Here is a 13933-nt window from a genome sequence, read left to right as displayed (position 1 = left end):
CGTGCGGGTCTGGCACCTGGGGCCCTGCACCGGTTATCGGCTCCGGTGACTCCGGTGTTAACAGCCGCCGATTGGGTCTGCGTCGGGCCGGCGACTAGCCTCGCCACGTGCGCTTCTTCTACGACTGCGAGTTCATCGAGGACGGCACCACCATCGATCTGGTGTCGATCGGTGTGGTCGGTGAGGACGGCAGCGAGTTCTACGCGGTGTCCACGGAGTTCGACGGATCGCGGGCGGGGGACTGGGTGCGTCGCAACGTGCTGCCCAAGCTGCCCTCGCCCGCCGACCCGGCGTGGCGCTCGCGCAGCCGCCTGCGCGCCGACCTGCTGGAGTTCGTCACCGCCCCGGGCGGCGAGGTGGAGCTGTGGGCCTGGATCGCGGCCTACGACCACGTGGCGCTGTGCCAGCTGTGGGGTTCGATGACGGCGCTGCCCCGGGCGTTGCCGCGGTTCACCCGCGAGCTGCGCCAGCGCTGGGAGGAGGCAGGCCGTCCGCCGCTGCCCACCCCCACGTCCGACGCGCACGACGCCCTGGCCGACGCCCGCCTCAACCTGCGCCGCTGGGAGGCCATCGAGTCGGCGGTGGCCGCCCGCTCGTGACGGGCGGCCATCCGCCGGTCACGCGCCGATGCCGGCGACCCCCAGCCCGGGCCCCACGATGAGGCCCACGACGATGAGCACGATGCCCCAGAGCAGCTGCTTGCGAACGATGGCGACGATGCCGGCGACGACGAGCACGACGCCCAGGATGTAGAGCAGAGTTGTCATGGGACGGGGTAGCCGCAACCGTCCTCAGTGGAATCGGGCCGTTCGGGTGACGGCCGACCGGCGCGATCCGGTGGCCAAACGCGGCGTCCGGGTGGATCCGTCCCGGTCGGCGCGTCGCCGCGCCGACGGCTTAGGCTGGTCGGCGTGAACTGGACCGTCGACGCCCCGGTCGAAGTGCTTCCCGAGCTCCCCCCGCTGCCCGCCGACCTGCGCGGCCGCCTGGACGACGCGCTGGCGCGCCCCGCGGCGCAGCAACCGGACTGGCCCGAGGCCGCCGAGGTCGCGCACGTCCGCACGGTCCTGGAGAGCGTGCCGCCGGTGACCCTGCCCCCCGAGGTCGACCGGCTGCAGCAGCGGCTGGCCGACGTCGCGAACGGCAAGGCGTTCCTGCTCCAGGGCGGGGACTGCGCGGAGACCTTCGTCGACAACACCGAGCCCCACATCCGCGCCACGATCCGCACGCTGCTGCAGATGGCGATCGTGCTGACCTACGGCGCCTCCACGCCGGTGGTGAAGGTCGGCCGGATCGCCGGGCAGTACGCGAAGCCGCGCAGCTCGCCGGTGGACGCGCTGGGCCTGCCGTCCTACCGCGGCGACATCGTGCACTCGATCGTCGCGCATCCCGAGGCGCGTCGGGCGGACCCGTCGCGCATGGTGCGCGCCTACGCCAACGCGAGCGCGGCGATGAACCTGGTGCGCGCGCTGACCGCCACCGGCATGGCCGATCTGACCACGGTGCACGACTGGAACAAGGACTTCGTCCGCACGTCGGCGGCGGGGGAGCGGTACGAGGCGATCGCCGCGGAGATCGAGCGGGCCGTCCGGTTCATGGACGCCTGCGGGGTCGAGGACCACAACCTGCACAGCGTGGAGTTCTACGCCTCGCACGAGGCGCTGCTGCTCGACTACGAGCGCGCACTGCTGCGCCTGGACGACACCCGAGGGGAGGCCCGCCTCTACGACCTGTCGGCGCACTTCCTGTGGATCGGGGAGCGCACCCGACAGCTCGACGGCGCGCACATCGCCTTCGCCGAGCTGCTGTCCAACCCGATCGGCCTCAAGATCGGCCCGACCACCACGCCCGAGCAGGCCGTGGAGTACGTCGAGCGGCTCGACCCGCGCGGCACCCCGGGCCGGCTCACGCTGATCTCCCGGATGGGCAACGGCAAGGTCCGCGACGTGCTGCCGTCGATCGTGGAGAAGGTCGAGGCCTCCGGGCACAAGGTCATCTGGCAGTGCGACCCGATGCACGGCAACACCGTCGAGTCCACCTCCGGCTACAAGACCCGCCACTTCGACCGCATCGTCGACGAGGTGCAGGGCTTCTTCGAGGTGCACCACGGCCTGGGCACCCACCCGGGCGGCATCCACGTCGAGGTCACCGGCGAGGACGTCACGGAGTGCCTGGGCGGGGCGCAGGAGATCTCGGATGCCGACCTGGGCGGCCGGTACGAGACGGCGTGCGACCCGCGCCTGAACACCCAGCAGTCGCTGGAGCTGGCGTTCCTGGTGGCGGAGATGCTGCGCGGCTGACCACCCCGTCCGGTCGCGGATCCTGCGGGTCGGGGCCCTACAGCGTGTCGAGGACGACCGTCGTTCCGGCGTCGACGATGGTGCCGGGCTGCGGGTTCTGGCCGATCACCTGCGGGTTCTCGCGCACGCCGAAGGGCAGCGCGGAGCGCACCTCGACGCCGAGACCGGCGCCCTCGAGCAGCTCGCGCGCCTCGGACAGCTCCCGGCCCAGCAGCAGGGGCACGGTGGCGACCTGCGGCTCGGGCGGTGGCTCCACCCCGCGGCTGACCACGAGGGTGACGGCCGCCCCGATCGCCACCGCCTCCCCGGCCGCGGGCTCGGTGCGGATGACCGCGCCCTCGGGGACGGTGTCGTCGAACTCGCGGGCGGCGGTGCTCTGCACCGGGTTGAGTCCCGCGTCGCGGATCCGCTGCTCGGCGTCGGCGATCGCGGTCCCGGCCTCGATCGCGGGAACGGTGGGGCGGCCGGTGGAGACGGTGAGCGACACCGAGGAGCCGCGCAGCAGGCGGCCCCCCGGCGGGTCGGTGCGGGTGACCTGCCCGGCGGGCGCGGCGTCGTCGAAGACCCGGGTGACGCCGCCGACCACCAGGTCGGCCTCGGTGAGCAGCTGCTGGGCCGCCGTCTGCTGCACGCCCACCAGCGGTGGTACCTCGGTCCAGCGACCGGTGCCCAGCCACCACGCGGCGGTGGCCGCCAGCAGGGCGAGGACGAGCACCACCGCGATCCCGGCGCCGAACATCCGCCTGCTGCGACGGCGCTCGCGGACGTGCGGGGCGGGACCGTCGTCGTCGGACGGGGACGGCGGCGCCGCCGGGGAGGGCAGCGCCCGGGTGCCGCGCGGGCCGGGGATCGGCGGCGGGTGCGGGATCGTGTCCTGCCGCTCCACCGGCGGTGGTGGCGGAGCGGGCGCCGGGACGCGCGGCACCTCGAGGTGGTGGGCGACCTGGCGGAGCTCGGCGAGCAGCGCGCCCGCGTCGGCGGGGCGGCGGGCCGGATCGCGGTCGGTGGCGCGCAGCACGAGCGCGTCGAGCTCGGGGGGCACGTCCCCGGCGATCAGCGAGGGGGCCGGTACCCGGTCGTTGACGTGCCGGAACGCCACGGAGATCGCGGTGTCGCCCACGTAGGGCGGGGTGCCGGTGAGCAGTTCGTAGAGCAGGACGCCCGCGGCGTAGACGTCGCTGCGGGGATCGGCCGCGCCGGTGGCCACCTGCTCGGGGGAGAGGTAGGCGACCGTGCCCATGATGGTGCCGACGTGGCTGGCGCCGGCCTGGGCGGCGGCGACGACCAGCCCGAAGTCGGCGACCTTCACATCGCCGGTGTAGCTGATCAGCACGTTCTCGGGCTTGACGTCGCGGTGCACCAGCCCGAGCCGGTGGGCCTCGGCGAGCCCGGCGAGGACCGGCTCCAGCACGGCGATCGCGCCCGGCACCCCCAGCTGGCCGCGCAGCCGGATCACGTCCCGCAGGGTGCCGCCCTCGACCAGCTCCATCACCAGGAACAGGACGGGCTCGGCGCCGTGGGTGTCGTCGCCCTGGTCGTGGACGTCGACGACCGCCGGGTGGTCGATCCGCGCCGCCGACCGGGCCTCGCGTTCGAACCGGGTGCGGAAGGCCGGGTCCCCGGCCAGCCGGGGGTCCATCACCTTGATCGCCACGGGCCGCTCCAGCCGCGTGTCGGTGCCCCGGTAGACCGTGGACATGCCGCCGCGCGCGATCACCGGACCGAGCCGGTAGCGCGCGTCGAGCAGCGCGGCGGGCGGGGCGTTCACGACCGTGACGGTACCGGGGGCGGCCCGGATGCCCGGAGAGGGCGCGGAAGCGGCGGACGGGCGACCGGAAGTATGGCATCGTGTCGCAGCGTGAGTGAGGTGTCCGTTCTGGCCGACGACGTGGTCACGCTACCCGTCGCCGAGGTCGCAACCCTGCTGAACCAGCCCGTGTCCCGGGTGCACCAACTGGTGCGTGACGGGCAGCTCCTCTCGCTGCGTCGCGGTGGGGAGGTCGTGGTGCCCGCCGACTTCCTCGTCACCGGTGCGGAGCGCGCCGAGGTCGTGAAGGGGCTGCCCGGCACGATCACCGTGCTGCGCGACGGCGGCTACACCGACCCCGAGATCCTGCGCTGGCTGTTCACCGAGGACGACTCCCTGCCCGGCACGCCGATGGCCTCCATCTGCGCCGGCCGCCACCGCGAGGTCAAGCGCCGCGCGCAGGCGATGGCGTTCTGAGCGGCACGCCGGCGGCGCCGGCCGCGAGCGGGGCCGCCCCCGCGCGGCCCGCTAGGATGGCGGCGATCCTGACAGCAGCATCGCGCCGGGGCCCATCGGGCTCCCGGCCCGCGGTCCCGGGCGCGCCGCCGCGGCTGTCGTCACCGGTCCGGAGCCAGAGGAGCAGCGGGTTGTCCGACGTCGTGTCCGGCGGCCTCGGGGCACGTGCGCTCGATGTGCTGCGCCGCCCCCTCCTGGTGCTGCCGGTCACGATCCCGGCGCTCGTGGTCGCGCTGTGGCTGGTCGTCGACCGCGTCGGCGGGTGGCACATCGATCTCGAGGTCTACCGGTTCGGGGTCGACGCGCTGCTCGGTGGTGGCGACCTCTACGGCACGCTGCCGCTCACCAAGAACGACATCTCCCTGCCGTTCCTGTACCCGCCGTTCGCGGCGCTGCTGCTGATGCCCTTCGCGCTCGTCCCGTGGATGGTCGCGTGGCCGGCGCTGCTGGCCCTGTCCACCGGGGCGATCGCCGTCACGCTGTTCGTCACCGCGCGGGCGCTGTGGCCCTCCGGTGGCACCGCGGGTGCGGTCTCGGTCACCTCGGCGGCCCTCCCGCTCGCGTTCCTGCTGGAGCCGGTCTACTCGACGATCGACTACGGCCAGATCAACCTGCTGCTCATGGCGCTGGTGGCCGCCGACTGCCTGCCGCGGCGCACCCGGCTGCCGCGGGGGATGCTCATCGGCATCGCCGCGGCGATCAAGCTGACGCCGGCCGCGTTCGTGCTGTTCTTCCTGCTGCGGGGGGACCGCAAGGCCGCCGGGGTGGCGGCGGCCACCGGCGTCGGGGCCACGCTGCTCGCGTTCGCGATCCTGCCGGAGGCGTCGCTGCGGTTCTGGCGCGACAACCCCACGTCCGTCATGAGCGGCGCGCCCTTCTACACCAACCAGACCTTCTACGTGGTGCTCGTGCGGGCCGGTGTCGACGGCCCGCTGCGCACGGTGCTGTGGCTGGTGCTGGCCGCCGCGCTGCTCGCCGTGCTGGTGCCGGTGATCCGCCGCGCCCCCGCCCCGCTGGCCCTGGTCACCACCGCGGCCCTCGCGCTGCTCGCCTCGCCGACGTCGTGGTCGCACCACTGGGTGTGGGTCGTCCCGGCGGTGCTGGTCGTCGCGGCCACCGCGTGGCGGAGCGCGTCCACCGGGTGGTGGCTCGCGGCCGCCGCGATGGCCGTCGTCTACACGACGGCGCCGCACACGTGGGGGCTGCCCCGCGACAACGGCGTGGAGCTGGGGTGGTCGGCCGGGCAGCAGTTCGTCGGGGCCACCTTCGTCTGGTTCACCACGACCCTGCTGGTGGTGCTGGCCCTCACCCGCCGCCGGGCCCGAGCCGCGGCGGGTGAGCACACGCGGGTCTAGCGGCGCCGCCGGGCGGCCCGCACCGCCACGGCCCGGGCCATGCCGGGCAGCGCCACCGCGAGCCGGCGCCGGGTCGGCACCGCCACGCGGCGGTGCAGGACGTCGTAGTCCGCTGCCTCGATCTCGTCGAGGATCCCCTGGTAGAGCGCGAAGGCGCAGCGCACGCAGGCCCGCGACACCGGTTCCAGCAGCTCGATGCCCGGTTCGGCCCGTCGGTAGGTCGCCCGGGTCCTGGCCACCAGGTGCGCGAGCGCGCGCCGCACCCGGGGATCGGGGAGGCGGGTGCGCCGGCACCGGTCGAGCAGATCCCGGTCCACGCCGAACGCGGCGAGCTCGTCGGCGGGGAGGTAGACGCGGCCGCGGTCGAGGTCCTCGCCGACGTCGCGCAGGAAGTTCGTGAGCTGGAACGCCACCCCCAGCGCGGCCGCCGACGGCTCCGCCTCCGCGCGCGGCACCACGGTGCCGAGCACCGGCAGCATCTGCAGCCCGATGACGGCGGCCGAGCCGTGCACGTACACCGCGAGGTCGTCGAACGTCGCGTAGGCGGTGACGTGGGTGTCCATCCGCATGGAGGCCATGAAGTCGGCGAAGTGGCGGTGGTCGATGTCGTGGCGGTGTGCGGTGTCGGCGAGCGCGGCCAGGACCGGGTGCGTGGGCGGGTGCCCGTCGAGCGCGGCGGCCATGTCGGCCGCGAGCCGGTCGAGCCGGGCCGCGCGCTCCGGGACCGGGGTCGTGTCCGCGAGGTCGTCGACGATGTCGTCGGCGTAGCGGGCGAAGCCGTAGAGGGCGTGCACCGCGGGGCGGCGCTCCACCGGGAGCAGGCGCGTCGCCAGGAAGTAGCTGCGGCCGTGGGCGGCGTTGAGGTCGCGGCAGACACCGTAGGCCGCCCGCAGGCCGGGGTCGCGGATGCCGGCCGCGTCGAGCTCAGCCGCTCCGCTGACCGGCACGGGCCCCCCTCGGCTCGGGCGACGGGACGGGCCGGGTGCGCAGCCCCAGCGGATCGACCCGGCGCAGCGACACCGCGGCCAGCACCCACAACGCGGTGGCGACGGCGAGCAGGACGACGTTGTGCTGGGCGGTGGTGCCGTCCGGGTAGGTGACGACCATGAGGAACAGCGATCCGACGGTGAACACCGCGATGCCGCGGGCGCTCCACGCCGCCGCGGCGACCAGCACGATCCCCCAGCTCGGGTACCAGGACTGCAGCGTGGGCCCGAGGAACGCCGCCGCGAGCAGCACGATCCCGGCGCGGCGGATCGCGTCCGGGCCACCGTCGCGGGCCGCCCACCACATCCACCCGGTGACGACCAGCAGGACGGCGCCGCCGAGCAGCCGGGTGGCGGCGATGAACGGTTCGACGGGGACGTCCGCGACCAGCCCCACGAGTGCGTGCACGAGCTGCCCGGCGCCGGTCGGCGGCGAGTACCAGTGGATGGTGGTGGCCGGGGCGCCGAGCCCGGGCAGCCAGCCGAGGGGGCCACCGACCGGGAACGAGCACGCCCCGAACACCACCGCGAACACCCCGAGTCCGGCCGCACCCGCACGCACGATCCGGCTCGGCCGCGAGCCGGTCAGGTGGGCCGCCCACACGAGCACCAGGAACGGCAGCGCGAAGCCGGCAGTGATCTTGATCGCGGTCGCCGCCGTGGCCAGCGCGACGCCACCGACGTGCTGCCCGCGCAGCACGAGCAGGGCACCGGCGGTCAGCAGGCCCGCGACGAGCAGGTCGTTGTGCGCGCCGCCGACGACGTGGACGATCATGACCGGGTTCGCCACGACCATCCACATGGCGACCGGGACACGCCCGCCCAGCCGCCGGGTGAGCTCCGGCAGCGCCCACACGACCAGGGCCAGCCCGAGCAGCAGGACCAGCCGCGTCACCAGCACGCCGGCGATCAGGTAGTCGCCGGTGAGCCAGGTGATCCCCGTGGCGATCATCATGAACAGCGGCCCGTACGGGGCCGGGGTGTCGAGCCAGACCGAGGCGACGTTGTCCGCCAGCGGCCCGGCCAGGGAGCCCGGGCCCGCGCCGTAGGGGTCGATCCCGGCGAGCGGCAGCGCGCCCTGGGCCAGGTAGTAGAAGGGGTCGCGCGTGTACATCGGCGGCGCCACCAGCATCGGCAGCGTCCACACCGCGGCGGCGGCGAGCACCGCGCGGCCGCCCACCCGGCCGGCGAGCGCGTCGCGGCCCAGGCGCATCCATCCGTACGCCAGCAACAGCAGGCCGGCGTAGATCGTGGCGAGCGCGATGTCGCGCCCGTGGCCGTAGCGCCAGAAGCCGAGCGGGGAGTTGGTGAGCAGCGGGTCGTGGAGCAGGACCCCGGCCGCGCCGAACCCGCCGACGGCCATGAGGACCGAGCCGGCGAGCCCGACCAGCAGCGGCACCCGCGGCGGGCCCCCGCGGCGGCCGGATCCGGTGGGTCCCCGCTCGGTGGGCCCCTGCCCGGTGGGTCCCTGCCCGGCGGGTCCCTGCTCGGCCTGCCCCGGACCGGAGGGCACGGCCATGTCGGCGCTCACCGCGCCACGGACGCGGCGGCCGACCGCGCGGGCGGGTTCCGGGGGGCGCGGCACAGCGCCCGTGCCGCGAACAGCGCCACGACGGCGGCCAGACCGAGCAGCACCAGGTCGCGGTGGGCGGTGTCGCCGTCGGGGTAGCTGAGGAACATCAGCAGCACGGAGCCGAACGCCACGGCGCCCAGCCGGCTCGTGGTCCAGGCCGCCGCGGCGAGCAGGGCGAAGCCCCAGCTCGGGTACCACGACAGCAGCGTCGGGCCCAGCACCGCGCCGGCGAGCAGGACGATGCCGGCCCGCCGGACCGCGTCCGGGCCGCCGTGTCGGGCCTGCCACCACTGGTGGACCGCGACCACGAGCAGGGCGAGCATGCCCAGCGCCCGGGTGACGACGAGGAACGGCTCGAGCGCGAGATCGGTCACCAGCAGCCCGACGACCGCGTGCCCGAGCAGGCCGAGTGCCGTGGAGGCCGAGTACCAGTGGACGATCGCGCCCGCCGCGCCCACCGAGGACACCCAGCCCAGTCCGACCCCCGCGACCAGGGTGATGACCCCGAAGACCGCGACGAAGACCACGAGACCGCCGCCGGTCGCCCGGGCGACGCGCGAGAGCCACGGGCCGCTGAGCCGCCCTGCCCACACCAGCACCAGGAAGGGCAGGGCGAGTCCGGCGCTGGCCTTCACCGCGACCGCGGCGGTCGCGACGGCGATCCCGCCGGCGTGCCTGCCGCGCAGCACGAGCACGGCGCCGGTCGCGAGCAGGCCCATGAGCAGCAGCTCGTTGTGGATCCCGCCGACCAGGTGCACCACGACCACCGGGTTGGCCACCGCGATCCAGAGGGCGACGGGGATCCGGCCGCCGAGGCGCCGGGTGAGCTCGGGCAGCGCCCAGACGAACATGGCGAGGCCGGGCAGCAGCGCGACCCGCATGAGGACGACCCCGAGGATGACGTTGTCGCCCGCCACCGCCGCGACCGCCTTGGCGAGCAGGATGAACAGCGGCCCGTACGGGGCGGGGGTGTCCAGCCACAGCGGGTGGACGTTGTCGGTGACGGTGCCGGGCAGCGCCTCGGGTCCCACCGCGTACGGGTCGAGCCCGGCCAGCGGCAGGGCACCCTGCGCGAGGTAGCTGAACACGTCGCGGGTGAACAGCGGCGGGGTGAACAGCATCGGCACGATCCACGCGGCGGCGCAGGTGAGCACCGCCCGCCCGCCCGCCCGGCGTGCGACGACGTCGCGTCCGAGCCGGATCCACGCCCAGATCAGCAGCAGCACACCGAGGTAGACCATGGCGGTGGCCATCTCGTGACCGTGGCCGTAGCGCCAGAAGCCCAGCGGCGAGTTCGTGAGCAGCGGGTCCCGCACCAGTACGCCGCCCGCGCCGAACCCGCCCACCAGCATCAGCACCGACGCCGCGACACCGATCAGCAGGGTGGCGCGCGGTGGGTCGCCGAGCCGGGACCGCCGCGGCGGCGCCTCCCCGGACGCGGGTCGCGGCGGCGTGCCGCCGGAGGCGGGCGCCTGCGGCTCCGGGTCGGGGTCGACGGGAGAGGCGGGCTGGGCGGTCATGGCGGCGACCATGTTTCCATGGCCGTGTCAGGGGTCGGTCGGGACCCGCGCGGCCGTGGCGCCGGTGATCCGCTGCGCAGCGAGCCGGCCGGAGATCAGTACCGGGGGGATCCCGACGCCCGGCGTGGTGCCGCAGCCGGCCAGCACGGCGTTCTCCAGCCCGCGCACCCGGTTGCGGGGACGGAACGGGCCGGTCTGGGCGAAGGTGTGCGCGGCGGAGAACGGGGTGCCCGCGGCCATGCCCTGCGCGGCCCAGTCGGCCGGGGTGACCAGGCGCGACACGGTGACGTCGCCCGCGATGCCGGTCAGCCCGGGATGCCCGCGGGCCTCCAGGACACCGAGGACCTCGTCGCGGTAGGCCGGCCCGACGCGCGCCCAGTCGATCGGTCCGGCCGCGAGGTTGGGGCAGGGGGCGAGCACGAACAGCTGGTCGTGCCCGGCAGGGGCGAGCGCGGGGTCGGTCGCGGTCGGGCGGGTGATCAGCAGGGACGGGTCGCTCATCGGCCGGCCGTCGTCGATGATCTCGCGGAAGGTCTCGCGCCACGCCGCCCCGAAGGAGATCGTGTGGTGGGCGGCCTCGGGGCGGGCGCGTGCGAGCCCGAGGTGCAGCACGACGGCGCTGGGGGAGTAGCGCAGCGGCACCGGTCGGCGCGGCACGCGACCGACCAGGTCGTGCACGACCGGCAGGTCGGGGGTGAGGACGACGGCGTCGGAGGTGACGCGCTCGGCGGCGGCGGTCGGGTCGTCGGTGGGCCGGTGGCGCACCGCGGTGACCCGGCTGCCGCTGCGCTCCAGCCCGGTGGCCGTGCGGCCGTAGTGGATCTCCGCGCCGGCGGCGACGGCCGCGTCGGCCAGCGCCTGGCCCACCGCGCGCATCCCGCCCCGGGGGAAGTACACGCCGGCGATCGTGTCCATGTAGGCGATCACGCCGTAGGCGCCCAGCGCCGTCTGCGGGGGCACACCCGCGTACAGGGCCTGGAAGGAGAAGATGCGGCGCAGCCGCTCGTCGGGCAGGAACCGCTCGATCGCCGGTCCGAGCCGGCCGAACCCGCCCAGCGCGGCCAGCCGGGCGAGGTCGCGGCCCAGCAGGTCCAGCGGGGAGTCGAAGTTGGCTCCGATGAACGTGTCGATCTCGGTGCGGTACAGCCGGGTCAGCCACTCGCGCATCCGGCGGTAGCCCGCGGCCGAGTCCGGCCCGCAGACCGAGCGGACCTCCTGCTCCATCGCCGCGGCGTCGGTGTGCACGTCGATGGTGGAGCCGTCGGCGAAGTGGGTGCGGTAGGCGGGGTCGAGCTCCACGAGGTCCAGGCGTTCGGCGAGCTTCTCGCCGACGGCCCCGAGCGCCTCGTCGAGCAGCGAGGGCATCGTGAGCACCGTCGGCCCGGTGTCGAGGCGGTAGGTGCCGTGCTCGGTCTCCAGGTCCAGCCGCCCGGCCCGCCCGCCGGGGTGCTCGCCGCGCTCCAGCACGGTCACCCGGCGGCCCGCACCCAGCAGGTGCAGCGCCGCGGCGAGCCCGGAGAACCCGGCGCCGACGATCACGACGTGCTCGGTGCGCCCGGGCACCGTCCACGGGCTCACCGCCCGTCCCGCGGACGGTCCTGTCGCGCAGGCTCGCTCAACTGCGCCGCCTCGTGGCCGCGACGGCGAGGTCGGCGAGCCGGTCCGCGGCGGGCTCGTCGAGGTCGGCGGCGCTGAGCGCGTCGAGGGCGGAGCCGGTCAGCGCCGCGATGCGCTGTTCCACGGCCTGCGCCGCGCCCAGCTCGGCGAGCAGGCCGCGGATCCGGTCGACCCCGTCGGCGTCGAGGTCGGGATCGCCGAGCGCGGCCTCGATGGCCCGCGTCGCGGACTCCCGGCCCTGCTCGTCCGCCCGCTCCAGCGCCAGCGCCAGCAGCAGTGTCCGCTTGCCCTCGCGCAGATCGTCGCCGGCGGGCTTGCCGGTGACCGCCGGGTCCCCGAAGACGCCGAGCAGGTCGTCGCGCAGCTGGAAGGCGATGCCCAGGTCCGCGCCGAAGCGGCGGTAACAGGTCGTCAGCTCCGGTCCGGCGTCGGCGATCGCGGCGCCCAGGTGCAGCGGCCGCTCCACGGTGTAGGCGGCGGTCTTGTACCGGTCGACCTGCAGCGCGGCCCGCGGCGACGCGTCGCCGGTGGCCTGGTGCAGTACGTCGAGGTACTGCCCGCCGAGCACCTCGGTGCGCATCGCCTGCCACGGTGTGGCCGCCCGGCGCAGCGCGGCGTCGGACAGGCCCGACCCGCGGAGCATGTCGTCGGCCCAGACGAGTGCGAGGTCACCGAGCAGGATCGCGGCGGCGGCGCCGAACCGGGCGGGCCGGCCGCGCCAGCCCGCCTCGGCGTGCCTGCGGGCGAACTCGACGTGCACCGTCGGGCGTCCGCGGCGGGTGGCCGAGGCGTCCATCAGGTCGTCGTGGACGAGCGCGCAGGCCTGGATCAGCTCGAGCGCGCTGATCGCCCGCAGCACGGCCGGGGCCTGCGGGTCGTCGGGCGACCCGCCGGCGCCGCGCCATCCCCACCAGGCGAACGTGGGTCGAAGTCGCTTGCCGCCGCCCATCACGAACTCCGTCAGCGCCGTGGTGGCCTGCGCGAACGCGGGGTCGATGGCCGCGGTGTCGACGCCACGTTGCTCGAGGAAGGCGGCGAGCTCGCGCTCGACGGACTCGATCAGCCGGTCCTCGGCGGCCGAGTCGGGGCTGGTCGCGGGGGCTGCGTCGGCGCGGGTCACCGCTGCCGCCGCGTACATGTCCGGGTACTCGTCCGGGGACGTGACGGTCGGGGAGGCACGGACCGAGGGTAACCGGGAGACCGCAACCCGGCGCGTCGACCGAGACGCCCGTACCCTCTACCGCGTGCGCAGCGACCCCATGGAGATCATCCGATGAAGATCACGGACCGCATCGAGGGCGACCGGCCGGTGTTCTCGGTCGAGTTCTTCCCCCCGAAGGACGAGCCGGGCGAGGCCGAGCTCTGGCGGGCGATCCGCCGACTGGAGCCACTGGACCCGGCGTTCGTCTCCGTCACCTACGGCGCGGGCGGGTCGAGCCGGGACCGCACCATCCGCACCACGGCCCGGATCGCCACCGACACCACGCTCGTGCCGATGGCCCATCTCACGGCCGTGTCGCACTCGGTGTCCGAGTTGCGACAGGTGATCGGCGCGTACGCGGCGGCGGGCATCCGCAACGTCCTCGCCGTGCGCGGCGACCCTCCCGGTGACCCGCTCGGCGACTGGATCGCCCACCCCGACGGCCTGAACTACGCCGACGAGCTGGTCACGCTCACCCGGCGGCTGGGGGACTTCTGCGTCGGCGTCGCCGCGTTCCCCTACGGCCACCCGCGCTCGCCCGACATCGACGCCGACGTGGCGCGGCTCGTGGCGAAGGTCCGGGCGGGCGCCGACTTCGCGATCACCCAGCTGTTCCTCGAGCCGGAGGGCTTCCTGCGGCTGCGCGACCGGCTCGCGGCCGTGGGCTGCGACGTCCCGCTGATGCCCGGGATCATGCCGCTGACGACGGTGCGCACCCTGGTGCGCGGGCCGGAACTCTCCGGCGCCCCGACACCTCCCGCGCTGGCGGCGCGCCTGGAGCGCTTCGCCGACGACCCCGCCGCGTTCCGGGCGGCGGGCATGGACGTCACCACGGAGCTGTGCGCGCGCCTGCTGGAGGAGGGGGTGCGCGGGCTGCACTTCTACACGCTCAACCGCTCCACGGCCACCTCCGAGCTGGTGGCGCGGCTGGGCCTGGGCGCGCAGCGGGTGGCCGCCTGAGTCACCGCACCGGTGGCCGGGCCCGGCCTACCTGGTCGGCGGGCTCACGGGCGGGTTGCGCTGGCGGCGGGCCATCAGCACCACGACGCCCCCCGCCAGCGCGCCGACCGCCGCCAGGCCGGGGGTCCAGGTGACCGGGGACGGGGCGTTCGGGTCGT

12 protein-coding genes are annotated in these 13933 nt (G+C 75.2%); 5 read left to right on the top strand and 7 right to left on the bottom strand.

Going from position 1 to position 13933, the window contains the following annotated elements:
- Nucleotides 1-107 precede the first annotated feature (107 nt).
- Nucleotides 108-599: a polyadenylate-specific 3'-exoribonuclease AS gene (locus tag Q1K26_RS26175; protein WP_300018658.1), complete on the top strand. Its 492-nt coding sequence runs from the start codon at nucleotides 108-110 to the stop codon at nucleotides 597-599.
- 18 nt (nucleotides 600-617) lie between these two features.
- Here Q1K26_RS26175 and Q1K26_RS26170 read toward each other — a convergent pair whose 3' ends face one another.
- The gene (locus Q1K26_RS26170) at nucleotides 618-767 is read right to left on the bottom strand and encodes a GPGG-motif small membrane protein (RefSeq protein ID WP_300018655.1); all 150 of its coding nucleotides are present in this window, start codon (nucleotides 765-767) and stop codon (nucleotides 618-620) included.
- Nucleotides 768-911: 144 nt separating this feature from the next.
- On the opposite strand from Q1K26_RS26170, the gene Q1K26_RS26165 reads away from it, so the two are divergent.
- Nucleotides 912-2300, top strand: coding sequence for a class II 3-deoxy-7-phosphoheptulonate synthase (locus tag Q1K26_RS26165; protein ID WP_300018652.1), 1389 nt, complete (start codon nucleotides 912-914; stop codon nucleotides 2298-2300).
- A gap of 37 nt (nucleotides 2301-2337) precedes the next feature.
- Here the strand turns inward: Q1K26_RS26165 and pknB are convergent, their stop codons facing one another.
- On the bottom strand, nucleotides 2338-4068 hold the full coding sequence (pknB, locus tag Q1K26_RS26160; RefSeq protein ID WP_300018649.1) for a Stk1 family PASTA domain-containing Ser/Thr kinase: 1731 nt from the start codon (nucleotides 4066-4068) through the stop codon (nucleotides 2338-2340).
- 72 nt (nucleotides 4069-4140) lie between these two features.
- Between pknB and Q1K26_RS26155 the strand changes: the two genes are divergently transcribed.
- Nucleotides 4141-4524, top strand: coding sequence for an Rv2175c family DNA-binding protein (locus Q1K26_RS26155; protein WP_300018646.1), 384 nt, complete (start codon nucleotides 4141-4143; stop codon nucleotides 4522-4524).
- A gap of 170 nt (nucleotides 4525-4694) precedes the next feature.
- On the top strand, nucleotides 4695-5918 hold the full coding sequence (locus Q1K26_RS26150) for a glycosyltransferase family 87 protein (protein WP_300018643.1): 1224 nt from the start codon (nucleotides 4695-4697) through the stop codon (nucleotides 5916-5918).
- Here the strand turns inward: Q1K26_RS26150 and Q1K26_RS26145 are convergent.
- From Q1K26_RS26145 to Q1K26_RS26125, 5 genes are read right to left on the bottom strand one after another with little or no spacing between them, the layout of a single operon-like run.
- Complete coding sequence (locus tag Q1K26_RS26145; protein ID WP_300018640.1) at nucleotides 5915-6865, bottom strand: phytoene/squalene synthase family protein; 951 nt, start codon at nucleotides 6863-6865, stop codon at nucleotides 5915-5917. The two genes, Q1K26_RS26150 and Q1K26_RS26145, sit on opposite strands and share 4 nt — an antisense overlap.
- Entirely contained in the window at nucleotides 6843-8435 is a 1593-nt protein-coding gene (gene mptB, locus Q1K26_RS26140) for a polyprenol phosphomannose-dependent alpha 1,6 mannosyltransferase MptB (protein ID WP_300018637.1), read from the bottom strand. Before mptB (Q1K26_RS26140) ends, Q1K26_RS26145 begins: the two co-directional genes overlap by 23 nt.
- Nucleotides 8432-9997, bottom strand: coding sequence for a polyprenol phosphomannose-dependent alpha 1,6 mannosyltransferase MptB (mptB, locus tag Q1K26_RS26135; RefSeq protein WP_300018634.1), 1566 nt, complete (start codon nucleotides 9995-9997; stop codon nucleotides 8432-8434). Before mptB (Q1K26_RS26135) ends, mptB (Q1K26_RS26140) begins: the two co-directional genes overlap by 4 nt.
- A 27-nt stretch (nucleotides 9998-10024) precedes the next feature.
- Complete coding sequence (crtI, locus tag Q1K26_RS26130; protein ID WP_300018631.1) at nucleotides 10025-11575, bottom strand: phytoene desaturase family protein; 1551 nt, start codon at nucleotides 11573-11575, stop codon at nucleotides 10025-10027.
- A 37-nt stretch (nucleotides 11576-11612) separates the two neighbouring features.
- Nucleotides 11613-12752: a polyprenyl synthetase family protein gene (locus Q1K26_RS26125; protein ID WP_300018628.1), complete on the bottom strand. Its 1140-nt coding sequence runs from the start codon at nucleotides 12750-12752 to the stop codon at nucleotides 11613-11615.
- Nucleotides 12753-12887: 135 nt separating this feature from the next.
- On the opposite strand from Q1K26_RS26125, the gene Q1K26_RS26120 reads away from it, so the two are divergent.
- A complete protein-coding gene (locus tag Q1K26_RS26120) occupies nucleotides 12888-13775 on the top strand; it encodes a methylenetetrahydrofolate reductase (protein ID WP_300018625.1) in 888 nt (295 codons plus the stop codon).
- Nucleotides 13776-13933 lie beyond the last annotated feature (158 nt).

Source organism: Pseudonocardia sp., assembly GCF_029263155.1.
GTDB lineage: Bacteria > Actinomycetota > Actinomycetes > Mycobacteriales > Pseudonocardiaceae > Pseudonocardia.
The sequence above is the reverse complement of the archived record's forward strand: the minus strand, read 5'-3'. Positions and strand labels throughout refer to the sequence as shown.